This window comes from Paenibacillus foliorum (assembly GCF_013141765.1).
Lineage (GTDB): Bacteria > Bacillota > Bacilli > Paenibacillales > NBRC-103111 > Paenibacillus_S > Paenibacillus_S foliorum.
In genome coordinates this window covers 157,212-172,815 of record NZ_WHOD01000109.1, presented here as the reverse complement: position 1 = coordinate 172,815, position 15,604 = coordinate 157,212, and the positions used below count along the sequence as shown (strand labels likewise).

At 43.6% G+C, this 15,604-nt stretch carries 17 protein-coding genes; 12 read left to right on the top strand and 5 right to left on the bottom strand.

Annotated features, from left to right (window positions below):
• Window positions 1-89 precede the first annotated feature (89 nt).
• The 12 genes from GC093_RS29550 to GC093_RS36510 all read left to right on the top strand — a co-directional run bounded on the left by GC093_RS29550 (window position 90) and on the right by GC093_RS36510 (window position 10,097).
• Window positions 90-1,412 (top strand): hypothetical protein, encoded by a 1,323-nt coding sequence (locus GC093_RS29550; RefSeq protein WP_171655526.1) that lies wholly within the window; start codon window positions 90-92, stop codon window positions 1,410-1,412.
• Window positions 1,409-1,876: a hypothetical protein gene (locus GC093_RS29545; RefSeq protein WP_171655525.1), complete on the top strand. Its 468-nt coding sequence runs from the start codon at window positions 1,409-1,411 to the stop codon at window positions 1,874-1,876. Before GC093_RS29550 ends, GC093_RS29545 begins: the two co-directional genes overlap by 4 nt.
• Entirely contained in the window at window positions 1,873-2,967 is a 1,095-nt protein-coding gene (locus tag GC093_RS29540; RefSeq protein WP_171655524.1) for a CehA/McbA family metallohydrolase, read from the top strand. The genes GC093_RS29545 and GC093_RS29540 overlap by 4 nt, the downstream gene beginning before the upstream one ends.
• An 18-nt stretch (window positions 2,968-2,985) precedes the next feature.
• A complete protein-coding gene (locus GC093_RS29535; RefSeq protein WP_171655523.1) occupies window positions 2,986-3,747 on the top strand; it encodes an MgtC/SapB family protein in 762 nt (253 codons plus the stop codon).
• 194 nt (window positions 3,748-3,941) lie between these two features.
• Window positions 3,942-4,112: a hypothetical protein gene (locus tag GC093_RS29530; protein WP_171655522.1), complete on the top strand. Its 171-nt coding sequence runs from the start codon at window positions 3,942-3,944 to the stop codon at window positions 4,110-4,112.
• A 221-nt stretch (window positions 4,113-4,333) separates the two neighbouring features.
• Complete coding sequence (locus GC093_RS29525) at window positions 4,334-5,071, top strand: helix-turn-helix domain-containing protein (protein WP_171655521.1); 738 nt, start codon at window positions 4,334-4,336, stop codon at window positions 5,069-5,071.
• Window positions 5,072-5,074: 3 nt separating this feature from the next.
• Entirely contained in the window at window positions 5,075-6,550 is a 1,476-nt protein-coding gene (locus GC093_RS29520) for a sulfatase family protein (RefSeq protein ID WP_171655520.1), read from the top strand.
• A gap of 185 nt (window positions 6,551-6,735) precedes the next feature.
• Window positions 6,736-7,914, top strand: a complete 1,179-nt coding sequence (locus GC093_RS29515; protein WP_171655519.1) for an MFS transporter — start codon at window positions 6,736-6,738, stop codon at window positions 7,912-7,914.
• 150 nt (window positions 7,915-8,064) lie between these two features.
• Window positions 8,065-8,370: a hypothetical protein gene (locus tag GC093_RS29510; protein WP_171655518.1), complete on the top strand. Its 306-nt coding sequence runs from the start codon at window positions 8,065-8,067 to the stop codon at window positions 8,368-8,370.
• 35 nt (window positions 8,371-8,405) lie between these two features.
• Window positions 8,406-9,317, top strand: a complete 912-nt coding sequence (locus GC093_RS29505; RefSeq protein WP_171655517.1) for a helix-turn-helix transcriptional regulator — start codon at window positions 8,406-8,408, stop codon at window positions 9,315-9,317.
• Window positions 9,318-9,380: 63 nt separating this feature from the next.
• Window positions 9,381-9,764, top strand: coding sequence for a GyrI-like domain-containing protein (locus tag GC093_RS29500; RefSeq protein WP_171655516.1), 384 nt, complete (start codon window positions 9,381-9,383; stop codon window positions 9,762-9,764).
• A gap of 204 nt (window positions 9,765-9,968) precedes the next feature.
• A complete protein-coding gene (locus tag GC093_RS36510) occupies window positions 9,969-10,097 on the top strand; it encodes a hypothetical protein (RefSeq protein ID WP_281365342.1) in 129 nt (42 codons plus the stop codon).
• Between the two features lie 89 nt (window positions 10,098-10,186).
• Here the strand turns inward: GC093_RS36510 and GC093_RS29495 are convergent, their stop codons facing one another.
• From GC093_RS29495 to GC093_RS29475, 5 genes are all read right to left on the bottom strand, one after another.
• On the bottom strand, window positions 10,187-11,278 hold the full coding sequence (locus tag GC093_RS29495; protein ID WP_171655515.1) for a GerAB/ArcD/ProY family transporter: 1,092 nt from the start codon (window positions 11,276-11,278) through the stop codon (window positions 10,187-10,189).
• A gap of 79 nt (window positions 11,279-11,357) precedes the next feature.
• On the bottom strand, window positions 11,358-11,579 hold the full coding sequence (locus tag GC093_RS29490; protein WP_171655514.1) for a hypothetical protein: 222 nt from the start codon (window positions 11,577-11,579) through the stop codon (window positions 11,358-11,360).
• Window positions 11,579-12,769 carry a Ger(x)C family spore germination protein gene (locus GC093_RS29485; protein WP_171655513.1) on the bottom strand — a complete coding sequence of 397 codons (1,191 nt, stop codon included), beginning with the start codon at window positions 12,767-12,769 and terminating at the stop codon, window positions 11,579-11,581. Before GC093_RS29485 ends, GC093_RS29490 begins: the two co-directional genes overlap by 1 nt.
• Window positions 12,766-13,872 carry a GerAB/ArcD/ProY family transporter gene (locus tag GC093_RS29480; protein WP_171655512.1) on the bottom strand — a complete coding sequence of 369 codons (1,107 nt, stop codon included), beginning with the start codon at window positions 13,870-13,872 and terminating at the stop codon, window positions 12,766-12,768. Before GC093_RS29480 ends, GC093_RS29485 begins: the two co-directional genes overlap by 4 nt.
• A gap of 32 nt (window positions 13,873-13,904) precedes the next feature.
• The gene (locus GC093_RS29475) at window positions 13,905-15,443 is read right to left on the bottom strand and encodes a spore germination protein (RefSeq protein WP_171655636.1); all 1,539 of its coding nucleotides are present in this window, start codon (window positions 15,441-15,443) and stop codon (window positions 13,905-13,907) included.
• Between the last annotated feature and the right edge of the window lie 161 nt (window positions 15,444-15,604).

The following is a 15,604-nucleotide window of genomic DNA, read 5'->3' as shown; positions in this document are numbered from 1 at the left end:
GGGAAGGTGTTTTTTTCTAAATGCTTGAGAGAACATAATGCTTACAAAGTTAGTTTCGCTAAAGCGAAACTCTTAGGAGGGAATAGCAGATGAAGCAGCATATCGTATCAACTGGAGCTTTAGGGTGGAAAGAAGTCAATGCGAATGCAGATTTTAGAATGGAAATAGAGCTTGCTGAAGCAGGAATTGTAGAAATCGACTTGTTAGCTAAATCGGAAAGCGATTGGCGAGTGGCGGATTATGAATCAGCTGTGCTGCGTGTTTGGATTGAGAGGGAATATAACCAGGATTGCGTTCTCTTTTATGGGAATCGACCTTTAACTTATACAAGATTATTGGGTTACATGCAGCCGGGCACCTATATGCTTAGGTTCGCTTTTAATCCGGATATCTCGTCCCCGCAGGTGAAAAGGGCTTACATTGAATCGATTGATGTGAAGCTGGTTACTGAAAATAATTCAGAGCTGTTCGAAATTTACAAGCATACCCCCGTCATATACGGGCGCAATGTGTACCATCCTTATGAGGGACGATATACGGATACTCCGCTGCTGATGTTTTATTTCACAGAGCCTTTGGAGCGGGGAAAAGCAATTGAGTACCAAATGATGTTTTCACATGAGGATGAAGGGACTCCTACTCCTCTGTTGATGAGTAAGTGGGGGCGCACAACAGATATTGAATGGGTGTACCGTGTGGAGCTTGACGAGCAAGGTGAAGTGCAGAAGGCTACCTTTCAAGGGCCCGAGCATGTTACAGGTGACTTTAAGGGCAGTACCGCAATGGGAGGACATCCGGTGCTTCAGAACGCAACAACGAACGGAATGGTGGATGATACGATCACATCCAAGTATCGGTTTCTGCTGCCCCCTGTTTATGAGTGGAATCAGCAGGTTGAGCCGAGAGAACGGGTAATGGATGCATTTCCGTTTACTTATCAGGTGACTGCATGGGAAATGCTGCGCCAGTATCCTGCGGAATTACCGGTTTTGAACAATTCGTTCCACCTAGCAGATTTGCGTAGCTACTTGTATGTACAATCGGCCAAGGTGACGGAAGACCCCCAGAAGGAAACGTCCGTTGATATTCAAGTTAAGCTCAAGGGAGTGGGCGGATGGTTTTCAGGCAGCTTTGGTGACCTGAGACTGGATAATTTTCGCTGCGCCTACGATGGTCCCTACTTTCAATTTTCGACAACGGTCAAGCTTCCAGATGGGACTTGCTATAACGATATAGAAGAAATTTGCGCCGTATGGCTGCCAGGCGGGGAAGAGTCGGTTACGGTTCCTGAATTTAAAGGTTTTTTTCTGGATGAAGATTACGCGCCCCAACAGCCGATTCGCAGTTCTGATGTGGCCACAGTGACGAAAGAGCAACCAAGACAAACTTTATGGCGGGGGGACGGACAATGAATACGCTGCTGAAAGTGGAGGGCGTGGTTACTCCTAGCTGCTCCAAGAGTCATATCACCTACACGCTGCACTTGCATCGGGAATGCCGAGAGCTTCACGTGGAATTTGCTTACGAGCCCAAAACGCTGGATGATGAATTGAAGTCACAAGAATTGATAATGGAAGGACTAGATCAATACATACAAGATGAGCATCGCAAAGCATATGCGGATAACTGGCGAAATTATTTGCCATTGCAAAATTTGCTTACACTGTCGTTCGATGATGAATTTGGGTTTCGTGGTGCGGGACATCGGCATGATCCTGTACAGCATCTGATTATTTCACCCGAGGAGGCCTCTCCAGGACTGGTACCTGGAGTATTTCCCCGGGGGCAGCTAAGCATAATGATCAACATTCATTGCGTTGTTACCGAGCAGTGTCGGTACCGGATGCATGTCTGGGAAGGACGGGACATACAATGACTAAATGGCTGCCATTTGAACTTCACTGCCATACGTTTCACAGCGATGGCAAACAGTCGTTGGCCGAGCTTGCCTTGGCTGCACGAGCTTTAGGGCTGCGAGGCGTTGCCTTAACGGACCATAATACAATGACAGGGCTGGCAAACCGTGAGCAGATTGTTGCAGAAACAGGAGTGGAAGTGATCCCAGGACTTGAATGGACCACATTCTTCGGACATATGCTTACACTTGGAATTAAGGAGTATGTGGATTGGCGCAACCTGAGTCCCTTTCATATTCACCGAGGAATTGAAGGGGTTCACCGTCAGGGGGGACTTGTAGGAGTAGCTCATCCGTTCCGTGTCGGAAGTCCGATGTGTACGGGCTGCTACTGGGAATTTGAAGTGTCAGATTGGAATGAGGTTGATTATATTGAAGTATGGTCGGGATTGTTTCCTTCCATTCAACGCAATAATGCCCGGGCTTTCGCAATGTGGACGGAGCTGTTGAATCGGGGACACCGGATTGCAGCGACAAGTGGACGGGATTGGCATGTTTCGGATCCGGTGACGGAGCCGATTTCAGCGACATTTCTAGGGATTCGAGATGGTGTTGACGAAAGTAATGGCGAACACAAAGCTGAGGATTTGAGCGAGGGCAGCAGTTACGGCAAGAGCGAAGGAGCAGGAGCAGAGAGTCGAGTACACGCTCACAGCCTAGTCAGTGGAGCACTGGATGCTCTACGGCGAGGTAATGTGGCTGTGTCGATGGGGCCACTTCCACAGCTGAGTGTGCTTGGGTCCGATGGTAAGTGGGCAGGCATCGGCGATACTATTGAGCTGTCGCAGGTCAAAGGAATGCAGCTTAAGGTAACCGCTAGCATTGACTTTACTGCGAGAGAAGGCCACTGGGAGCAGCCGGATCAGGTGCTGCAGCTGAAGCTTGTCAGCAACCTTGGGGAGCTCGCTGCTGTAGAATTGACGCAAGGGCAGCCGAAAGCTGATCTGATGTTGGATGTGAACGGCGTTCATTGGCTGCGTGCTGAGCTATACGGTGCATTTTGCAATGCGCGAACTATGATTGGTTTTACGAATGCGATTTATTTTAATTAGAGGAAGTGAACTATCAAGATGGGAACTACAACTCTTTGGACGATTTCGCATGGTGAGCTCTTGCTCAGGATGGTGCTGGCGGTTCTGTTCGGTGGTGCTGTTGGAATGGAACGCGAGTGGAATAATCATGCTGCAGGCTTTCGTACTCATATTCTGGTCTGTTTGGGCTCGGCGACTATAATGCTGCTGTCCATTTATGGATTCTCTGAATATGTCAACGAGCCTAATGTACGGATCGACCCGGCCCGTCTTGCTGCACAAGTAATCAGTGGTATCGGCTTTCTGGGGGCGGGAGCTATCCTGCGTAATGGTTCGGTTATAAGCGGCTTGACGACAGCTGCATCTGTATGGGTGGTAGCGGCGATTGGTTTATGCGTCGGGGCTGGATTTCTATTTGCAGCGTTTTATACAACCATGCTGGTGTTGATCAGTTTATTCGTTCTTAATAAATGGGAAAAGTACTTGATGCGCCATCGTAGAAATCATGAGCTTACAATTAAAGCACTCGATAATCCCGGCGTTCTTGGCAAGCTGGCATCAGCATTTGGGGAGCAGGGAATTCAAATCGTTAACGTCAAAATGGTTTCTGAAAGCGACTCGTCCCAAGAAAGCAGGGAGAAGCCGACTTTGCAGCTGCGTTTCAGCTTGAAGGTTCAGAACCCGACAAAATTCATAGCTGCAATGGAACGGATCAATACGATGGACTTCGTGCTTTGGATGGAATCGGATGGTAAGCTTTTGGTATTTCCGCACCAGCATGGTGTTGAACACGCAAATTAATTAGACAAAATAATACAAAAGAGGGGCGTGCTGAAGCGGGCAGCTCCTTTTTTGATGAAAAAAACAATATTTTGTGAGCATATACCTACTTAATTTATATTTCCATTTCGAATTCCTATATATAGGACCTTTAGACCGGCATACTCATCATAGATTGTACATCCAGGGATCATCCCCAAAAGGGAGAGAGTAATATGACAAGAGATGAATTTGAGAAAAGTTTTCAAGAAATAAATTCATCATGGGAATTAGATGATTTGGTATTTAGTCCACAAGAGAAGGAATTAATTCGGCAGGTATGTATGAATGAAATTACAATGGAGCAATACGATGCTATTATAAAACAACTAACTCAATTGGTTTGATTCGTAGAGACAGATGGAGTAATACATTGGGCTTTATTCCGATAGACAATAGCTATGAATATAATCTTGTTGGTGAATATATTCCTGAAATAAGAGACTAGAGGCATGCAGTTTAGACGGCATGCCTCTTTCTTTTTTTCTTGACATCATCAAAAACAAAAAAATAAAATAATGTATATAATACTAACTGATACTATATATAATACTAGGCGGTGGCGTTGATGTCTTCAGCCCCAGGTTTGGAAAGCGGATTACGTATATTAGAGATTTTGAGAGAATTAGAAGAGGCTAGTTTTCTTCAGTTAAAGCAGCAGCTGGATTTAAGTCCTGCTAGTCTAAGCCGTTATTTGAAAACGTTATCAAATAACGAATGTGTAGAAAAGAATGAAAGACAGCATTATGTACTCGGGAGAACATGGAGGAGGCTGCAATCATCTTTGACAGAGACTCACTTCGAACCGATTATTGCCACGGCACTTGAAGATGTAAGCTCTACATTAGGGATTACGTCCTTGTGGATCCGTATTATTAACGGGAACATGATTTGTCAGCACAAGAGAACAGTGCCGGAGGGATTAGCCATGCAGGATGTGGGCTCTGAACGAACGGACTATATGATTCACCCGTGGGGATTTCTTTTCCTGGCGAGTCAAAAGGAGGATTACCGTCGCTTTTTAATAGAAAATGCAAGTGTATCCCCCTTATTCCATGATTACAGACCCCCATCTGAAGTACTGCTCCATTACATCTCTGAAGCAGAGAATGAAGGTATCTCAGATGACCTGGGCACCATTTTTCCTCATGTCAGAAGGATAGCAGTCCCTATACTACGGGAAGGCAAAATGGTAGCCGCCATCGCTGTCGGAATGATCGGCACGACATTTCCAGAAGATCGCATACAGAACATTAAGTCCTGCCTTCAAAATAAATCTCATCAAATAATGAAATTGGGGGTTTGAAATATGGGGACGAACCACAAACAGGGAGCATCCGAGAATTTGCAGAAAAAACCGAATATTATTTACATTCTTGCCGACGACATGGGCTATGGAGATTTATCATGCTTGAATCTAAATTCCAAAATCCAAACCGTTCATTTGGACCGAATGGCCAATGAAGGTATCTCATTTACCGACGCACATTCCTCGTCAGCGGTTTGCACCCCATCGCGTTACAGCATTCTGACAGGTCGATACAATTGGCGATCTTCTTTAAAAAGGGGAGTATTGGACGGGTATTCCACTCATTTAATTGAAGAAGGTAGGCTGACAGTAGCTTCTATTTTGCAAGAGTCCGGCTACAAGACTTCTTGTATAGGCAAATGGCATTTAGGTATGGATTGGTCAAAGAACGGTGATGGTCCAGGCGATATCGATTTCAGTCAACCCATCAAACGAGGACCCAATGATTATGGATTTGATACCTTTTTCGGAATTAGTGCATCTCTAGATATGCCCCCTTATGTTTACATAGAAAATGACCGCGTCACTCAAATACCTGATCGGATTACGAAGAATGATGGTTCGAAAACGTTCTGGAGGGAAGGGCCCACAGCAGCGAACTTTAAACACGAAGAAGTAATGCCTCTGCTCACTCAGCTAACATTGGATACGATCGAGGCCCATCAAGATGAGCCCTTTTTTATTTACTTCCCTTTGCCAGCACCACATACCCCTATTCTCCCGACTGAGGAGTTCTTAGGTAAATCTGGAACCAATGATTACGGCGATTTTGTATTGATGTGCGACGATGTTATCGGTCAAATTCTGAATAAACTAGATGAGTTAAACATCGCCAACAATACCATAGTGATCTATACAAGCGACAATGGTTGTTCTCCGCGTGCTGATTACGAGGAGTTAGCCGCTGTCGGCCATAACCCGAGCTACCATTTCCGTGGACACAAAGCGGACATTTATGAAGGTGGGCACCGTGTTCCTCTCCTTATTAGATGGCCTGATCGGATTCAGCCTAATCGACTATCGGATGAAACGGTATGTCTGGTTGATCTAATGGCTACTGTGGCAGAATTGCTGAGTTTTTCTCTCCCCGAGCATGCGGGAGAAGACAGTGTCAGCAATCTTTCTATCTGGTTTATGGAAGAACACGACAAGCCTGTTAGAGAAGCGATGGTTCATCATTCTATAGATGGTTCCTTTTCTATTCGAAAAGGAAGGTGGAAGCTTGAACTATGTCCAGGGTCCGGGGGGTGGAGCAGTCCGCGGCCTGGTCAAGAACCGGAAGGGGCTCCAGCTTTCCAATTGTATGATCTAAATGTGGATGTGGGCGAAACTGACAATGTTGTCAATGATCGACCCGAAATAGTAGCAGAGTTGAAATCCTTGCTTACGCGATATATAGAGAAGGGCCGAAGCACACCAGGTGCCAAACAGTCGAACTCGGAAGCAGAGGTTTGGCCGGGATTGCACTGGCTGTAAGTCATACAAATAAGGTTGGAACTCGTTTTTTCATGTGATTATGTTTATTAACGATTCAGCCAAGTGGCCGATTTAAGTGGTAACTTTTATTTTTTTGCTTGCCCGCTTGTAGTGTCAACCCATTTCATTTAAAGTAGTAACAGTCGGAAGCATCCGTATTTAATGTGAAAATGAGGGATTGACAAGTGAAGGTTTTTTTATGGATGGGCTGTTTATCGTACTTTTTAATCGGTTTGGCACATGTGGTGATTGGCTCGCTGCTGCCAGATTTCTTGGCTTATTACGGAAAAGATTACACGGCCGGCGGGCAGTTGATTTCTTTGCAGTTTGTAGGGTTCTTAGTTGGGGTACTGTCAGGCCCTTGGTGGTCAGCTAAGCTCGGCAAACGAGGAGCGTTGCTTCTGGCGTTATGTTTCTTGAGCTCTGCTGAGTTGGTATTCGCTATGCTGCCTGCCTGGGGATTGGTATTGGTGATAGCACCCTTCGCCGGCTTCGGATTTGGCATGATTGAGACTGTGATCGGAGCGCTTATTATGCAAGCCGCAGAGGAAGAGCATAAAGCAGCGATGATGGCTCGTGTGGAAGTGTTTTTCGGAGTAGGGGCATTAGTGATGCCACTATTGGCCTCTATGTTCATAGCCGAAGGCTGGTGGAGAGGGGCGTTTTTGACGCTTGGCTTGTTCACCGTATGTATGCTCCTTCTCTGGTGGTTTCTGCCTCTTGGAGTCTTGCGCGAACGCATGCAGCGCGGTTATGAGCCAACGGTAGCTACAGATATGGTTCGTAAAGGCTCAATGGGCGTTTTCCTTCTTTTTATTCTTATCTTTTTGCTGTATGTAGGCGGCGAGATGAGCTTGGCAAACTTTTTGCCATCGATTCTGGTGGAGAACTTCGGTGCTAGCTCGGAAATCGGTGCTATATCGGTAACTTGCTTCTGGGGAGCGATGGCAGTTGGACGCTTGTTTGCCGCAGCTTTTTCCCGAAAGATCGGTTACTCACGCTACCTGATGCTCGGCAGTGCCGGCTTCTGTATCCTTGTTGCCGGATTGGCAGTTACCACAGGCATAACATTGGCCTTTGGAATCATCATTCTGCTAGGCCTCGCCATGTCAGGCATGTTTGCAATAGCGTTGGTGTACGCCAACAGCTTCTTCCCAGGGGCGGAGGAGCGGACAACGAGCGTACTTATTGCATCCGGTGGTATTGGCGGCGCCACGCTTCCTCTATTGACCGGATGGAGCATGGATACCCTATCGGTATCGTGGTCGCTGTGGGTGCTGGTCGGCTTTGCTTTTCTTATGCTTCTGTTCGTTTGGGTAACTTCACGGATGCATCGTAGGGCATTAGAAACCGTAACGAGTTAAGATGGATTGGATAAAGAAGTTGTAAATAAATAGTGATAGGAGCTTCCTTCTGGGAAGCTTTTTTTTCTACGACAGCATAATTAACTAACAGGCATTTCCAATCTCTTGTCGAAGTATATAGGTCAAAATTTACCCTAGGAGATGACCTTCATGCTTGAGAAAGATAGATTGGGTGTTGCGCCCAGAGTTTACTTCAGACCTGAGTTTAAAAGTTGTCCTCACTGTGAAACAAAATTGCGGAGAACCCATACAGCGTGGGAGAAAAAGATTGTCACAAGATGGAATCATCCATGCCAGCCTGAAAAAGGGAATGAAACGCTTTATGTTTTACGAGAAGTATTCAGTGGCACGGTGCTCACCGCACAAAATATGAAGAGCGGAACAGCTGAAGAACTGAAGACACTTACTCAAGAAGAGTATGCGCGGATTTGTGACATCGAACGAAAAATTAATTAGGCAATATGGTAATTTGATCAGACGAGGAGGATGCCATGAAAACAGCGAGAATGTTCTCCATACTTATCTATTTATTGAAGAAAAAATTAGTTTCTGCCGATGAACTAGCCAATGAATTTGAAGTGAGCAAAAGAACGATCTATAGAGATATGGATGCTCTATCAGCAATCGGAATCCCTATTATTTCTTATCTAGGAAAAAATGGTGGTTTCACATTAATAGATAACTATCAACTAGATAAATTTACATTTAACGAAGAGGAAAAGAAATTTTTATTAGAAGGTTTAACATTAAAAAGTGAGTTATTTGATAACAATCAATTATCCGTGTTACAAAGAAAAATAGAGCTTTTGAAAGAAAATAAGGAAGAATTTCATTCTAATATTACAATAACATCATCTACATTACACCGAGAATCGATAGAAGAAGAAACCAAATTGAAGATAAAAAAAGTACTCTCTATCATTGATGATGGGCATAAAATTTGTATTCAGTATGTGTCACAAACAGCCAATATTTCGAGTAGAATCATTCAACCTTTAAAATTAAATTTTATGAATGGAAGTTGGTATTTGGAAGCCTTTTGTGAATCCAAAAAAGCTTTAAGATTATTTAAATTGACTAGGATAAGAAGTATGGAGGTCATACTTGACAATACTCGAAATGTTTATACGGTGGAAAATGAGTACTTGACTCCTAAGTCCGTTAAAGTTGAGGAGATTATATTGCTGTTTTCCAAAAGTGAACTTGGTAAGTTATACGATTTTTTTACGGAAGATGAAATATCAATCCTTGAAGATGGGAGTATAAAAGTAGCCTTTCATTATGACAGTGCTAAAAATGTATTGCCATTTCTACTCATGTTTGGCAGACATGTAAAGATATTATCTCCGCTTTGGCTTAAACATGAATATAGGAATGAAATTAAATTTATTTATGAAAGCTGACAGACTGTTGTCATCATATGAATGTTATATTTTCTATATCAAAATTAGTAGGAGGAAATATACATGCAAGCAGCAGTAACTGAAAAGCTTATTTATGGTAAAAAAATAAGAACCAATAATCAAAATACAGACAAAATACTTAGTCTGTGGGAAGAATTTCTTCGTTTAAATGTAAAAGGTGATATCTATGCTGTTTATAATAATTATTCAAGTGATTTTACAGGTGATTATGATTTGCATATTGGTTCTGAAGAGAAATATATTGATGAAAGTAGTGTCCTCATTCCAGCAGGAAACTACCATGTTGTAGAAGTGGATAATACCGACCCACAGGGTGTCTTTCATGCTTGGGTGGATATTTGGAAAAGTGATATTAGAAGAGCCTATAAAACTGATTTTGAATTCTATTCTAAAGATGGAAGTATAAAAATATTTCTATCCATTTAATCATGAATAGGAAAAAGATCCACAACCCTTTGTTGTGGATCTTTTTCTGTCATTAATAACAAATTATCGATTGCGTTGTAACACCAAATATCCGCTAAAACTTATCGCAGTTTTTTTTGGGTTGATTGAAGTAAAAAGAGCAACTTTACTACAGGATTGCACGTCATATATTTTACAATATATTCCTAGTGGGGGATCCATTATGTGGAAACTCTTATTAACAGCTGGTTTATTCATTTTGTAGTCAGCATACCGGAGTTTGCGGTAACATTAGATGGAGTTTGGCGCGACGATTTAACGTCAAGACGTGCCTCAGGAATCGGACGTGTATAAAGATAGTTCCGGACAATTACATATCAGGCATTCTACTGGTGATTGGGCAGGACGAGTGTTTCATACTTGATCCATTATTAGGCAGTACCTCATCGACCTGCATTTATTTTTTTGCGTAAAACGGCTGTAATAAGCAAAAGCAATGGAATCAACATCAGCATCAGCGGTATTTGAAAAGGAACTACATACCTTAAATGATCACCAAATATAGAGTAATCCGGTATACCCCACAAGCTGAATAAAACGGCAAGAATTCCAATTGGAAACACGATCGGCCGGTAGTCCGACAAATTCAAACATTGGGCGAATGATAGAACGGTCACATAATAAAAAACGGCTATCTTAATAAAGTTTCCTAATACCCACATGGCCAGAAGAAATGATTCTAAATTTTCCAGGAAGTAGCTGAATCCTATATACCGGAATGCTACTAAGATGGGATAGGTTTTGTTACCTACGTCCGTACCTAGCAAAAATAGTGTGATTGTATTTACAAAGGTCATACTCAAGCTGACAGCACACAATGAAAGGATGCCCCATTTTTTCGCATTCTCAGGATCTGTTAAGGAGGGCAGGAAAAAGGTCATCATAAAAAACTCACATACCCACGCCTGTGGAGTGGCTGTTGCTTGGATCACAGGGATTAAGCCGCGGCTTAAGATTGGGAATAAATTGTATACATCCAGATCGGGAATAAGAAACAGCAGAAATAGTAAAGGCAATATGAAAAAAGGCGTGAAAATCACAGCGGATCTTGCAAGCAGCTCTATACCGCCACGAACGGTAAAAGCACAAAGCAGAGTAATGGACGAAATGATAAGAAGAATCGGGGTTTTGAAAAGGAAATTGCCCGTTACGAAGTCGGCATATTGCCGGATAATAATTCCAGTGCCATGATTAAAGTAAAGGAAATAGATGAAGGCCAGAATTTTTCCAGGTATTTTACCGATGATTTGTTCACCGTATTGAATTATTGTTTGATTAGGATACAGCTGATGCAGCCGCGTTGCGATATAAATGGTTACAAAACCAAATAAGGTAGCAAGAAACCCTGTGAGCCAAAGATCATTTCGAGCATACTGGGATGTAAGGGTTGGGAGCGTAAGAAATCCGGTAGCTAATACTGTCGGATACAACAAGACTCCTAACTGAAAGGCGGAAATTTTCCCCTTCTCCAACATACATAATCACCCCCTATTGGATTTATTTATCAGCTCATTCGAAGTTGGTTGTCTATAGCTATTCTTGGCAATATAGGGCTTACGATTCGAGCAAAGGCCGAAAGGGCTTGAAGATGAAATGCAGAAATGTAGTTGGGCCTGGTGTTTTAGGCAAATCCAGCATAGACATGAACCAAACGAGGAGGAGCAGCGATATTAATACGAGCTTATCCTTCTTTGGCATAGTTTTAAGTCTTTTCCATTCATACCAGGTGATCAGCAAAACGGCAATCGTAACCCCCCAGAATACACTCCATCTCATTATTCCTTCACCTCTTCTTTAGGTACACCTGCTGGCGAGTTGATAAGTCCGGGTCGGAGTATGTGAGCTTCTACTTCAATCTTTACGGCAACCTTTGGAAATATCTCTTTCCAATTTTTTTTATCCTTCTCCCATTGTTTAGGGTATTTTCGATGAAATTCCTTGGCAAATTCAAAAACGTCCACTTCCCATTTGTGCTGAACCTCGTTAACGGCTAGCTGAATACGTTCTTTGACATCTTTTGCAAATGCCTTGTCGAGAAGGACTAACAGTTCTGGGTTCATGGGGTTTAATACAGTACTGTTCTGAACGATATCACCGTGCGTCTTCACTTTTATGGTCATTGTCCATTGGTCTCCTATAATTTGGGGAATTAGCTTGACCTTTGCTTTCACCGGATTTAAAGACACGAGTCCTTCCATATCATCCGTTTTATAGGTAACCGTGTATTCTTCGATTTCATTTCTTACCCACATAACGCCTCTCGTTACCTTGCCTGAAAGTTCACCTACCATAGTGTCCTTATTGAAAATAGCGATCCCCATCATATAGGGGATGGTCTGTAGTGGACCTGACGATTTTTTCAGTGGCAAAATCTTAACGATGGGGAGTGCCGCCGACTGAGAGTCCCCTCTTAGCATCATGCTCAATTGTTCCAAAGTCACCCTGAATCCAACCTTCAAGTCGGACAACTTCCGAAGTGCATCCGATGAGGAACGTTCGATTGACGGGAACACTTCTAGAGAATCTGCTGCTTTTCCTTTGCTGACAAACATATAAGCTCTCTCTCTAGGTTGAGGGTGCCGAACTAGGAAATCAAATTGCTTACGGATTCCTTCCTTGGCTAGTGATTCACTGAAAATAAATATTTTGCATTGGCCCCAGAACAGCTTTCGGGGAGTTTTTTGCTGAAGTTTGGACAGGGCGTCAGCGATATTGATGCCTTTCTCAGTGTTTATGGATGTCTTCTTAGCTGTGCCTCCTCCGGATCCTCCTCCTCCCATCATTCCGCTCCCGCTTTGATTCTGAGGAATGATAATTTGAGCTGTCGCCTGAATCATGTTGTTCTCCGCCTTATCGAAAGCTAACGCTGTAATAACCGATAAATCGTTGAGCTCCGTACGATCCCAGCAGCCTCCAAGCAATAGGAAAGGCGGGAGAACCAGAGCTAATTTTATCCATATGTTCATGGGGTAGGATCGCCTCCTGCAGTCGCTCTTCTTTTGCGTAATACGGCCAACATAAGTAATAGCAGCGGAATAAGCGTCAGGATCGTAGGTAGTTCGAACGGGGTTACGTAACGGTGCAATTCTGCTAATGCAGGAAAACTAGGCAGGTCCCACAAGCTTATGATTGCAATTAGAAGTCCAAGCGGAAAGACGGTGGGGCGGTAATCCGACAATTGAAAGCATTGCCCGAACGAAAGAGAAGCCATATAGTAAAACCCGCCTATTTTAATAAAGTTTCCGACCACCCACATTGCCAATAATAGAGATTCTAAATTTTCTATAAAGCTGCCAACCCTGATAGAACGGAAAGCTACCAGAACAGGGTAGATTTTATATTCGGAATCTGGGCCCAGTAACAATAACACGATTAGGTTGACATAAGTCAAACTCAAAACGACGGTACTCAGTGAAATTAGTCCCCATTTTCTTCCTTTCTCTGGATCTGTCAAATAGGGCAGGAAAAAAGTCAAAAGGAAATACTCGCTAAACCATGCTTGAGGCGTTGCAGCTCCTTTAATTACGGGGACCATACCTTGGCTAAGAATAGGAAAAATGTTGTTTGGATCCAGTTCAGGGAAAAGAAGCAGCAGGATAAAAATCGGTACAATAAAGATGGGTGTGAGAATCACAGCACTTCTAGCCAATAGCTCTACCCCACCGCGTACAGCGAAAGCTGCGAGCAGAAGGATTGAGAAAATGACCAGTAATAAGGGAGTCTTGAAAAAAAAGTTACCCGTAACAAAATCCGCATATTGTCTGGTGATGGTTCCGGTCGTGTATGTCAAAAAAAGAAAATAGATCATGGACAAGATTTTTCCTGCTATTTTCCCAATTAGTTGTTCACTGTACTGGATGATAGTTTGCTTCGGATACAGCTCGTGCAAACGAGTTGCTGCGTAAATGCTAACAAAGCCAGTTATAGATGCGATGATGGGTGACAACCAATTGTCATTATGGGCATATTGAGCTGAAAGGGCAGGGAGAGAAAGAAACCCGGTGGCCAATATTACTGAATACATGATCAACCCTAGCTGGAAGGCTGAAATTTGACCTTTCTCGAGCATGAACAATCCCCCCTTTTTCTGAATTAAGGCTTTCAGTTCCGTTCAGGTCCAGGTTTTTGATCGGATGCCTGCCGGTACTTGTTGTACTCCCCTGTTAAGTGCGGACGCTTATTCATCATCCACCAAGGAGCTCTAAATAGGACGTCTTTCATTTCATCCATTTTAGGAGTCGATATGGATGACAGGTAAGGAACACCGAAGGACCGCAAGCTGCACATATGAAGGACAATGGCGATAATTCCCATCATAATCCCAAGAAGTCCGAGTGTCCCTGCGAGAATAATCAATGGGAAGCGCAGCAGACGCAACGCTACTCCAGCGATGTAACGAGGAACCATAAAGGAAGCAATACCGGTAATCGCAACAACCATGACCATGGGGGCAGACACAAGGCCGGCCTGTACGGACGCTTGACCGATAACGAGTGCTCCGACAATGCTGACTGCAGCGCCTACCTGTTTGGGGAGTCTGACGCCTGCTTCACGAAGTGCTTCAAAGGTTATTTCCATGATCAGAGCCTCGATTAATGCAGGAAAGGGCACTGATTCCCGTGAACTCGCCATGCTGATTAACAAGGAGCCAGGCACCATTTCTTGATGAAAAGTAAGAATGGCTACATAGACGGATGGAAGCAAGATCGACATTAAGAGAAAAAAATAACGAAGCCAGCGAGTGGCTGTAGAGACCACGAAACGCTGGTAGTAATCCTCTGCTGCCTGTACGAGGGAAAAGAAGGTTGCAGGGGCAATTAATACAAACGGTGTGCCTTCAACCAGAATAGCTACCCTTCCTTCCAGCAAGCTGCCGCATGTCACATCGGGGCGTTCCGTACTAAGCAGCTGAGGAAATGGAGAGTAGGGGGTATCCTCAATCATTTCCTCAATATATCCGCTCTCCAGAATGCCGTCGATTCGAATGCGTTGCAGCCGAGTCCTGACTTCCTCGACCAGCGTCTGATCCACCAGACCCTCGATATAAGCAATGACAATATTCGTTTGCGTGTAATCGCCGATTTTCATCGATTCCAGCTTAAGGCTTGGACTTTTGATGATACGGCGTAATTGCGAAGTATTGATTCGCAGCGTTTCTGTAAAACCTTCACGAGGGCCCCTGATTACCATCTCGGCTGCTGGTTCCTCAATCGCCCGCTTCTCCCATTTGGTTAATCCTAATGCAAGACCTGAGGGCTCGTTATCACGCAGCAGAATCGGATTACCGTTAGAAAGATACTCAATACAGGATGAGAATGTGTTGAATTCATTAGCTTGAGAAACTGATATTTTACGCTCGATTAGCTGCTTAAGATTGGTGGTTTCCCCGGCTTCTTCCTTCATTAAAGGAGCAATGACATATTCTTCAATGCCTTCACAGTCAGATAAGCCATCAATATATATCAGGATGGCATTTATCTGTTCACCGATTAAAAAGGAACGAAAGACAACGTCCGTACTATTGTTATAAATAGAGCGGAGCAGCTGTTCATTTTGCTGCAAGCTTGAATAAAGCTTCTGCTGCAGCGGATTGTTGGCGGGCTTCTGCTGTTCCTTACTCTGGCTCTGAGTCTGGTTCATTTTCAGCCATTTATTTAGGTTTTTGAACAAGTGATGAACCCCCATTGGGCTAACAACCCTTGATAAAGTCGTTAATTATAGTAAACCAAATGCTTCCTTTTCATACAAAATAAAGATGGGGAATATTTGTGATGGGCAGCTCAGCTTTTTTAATAGAAAAA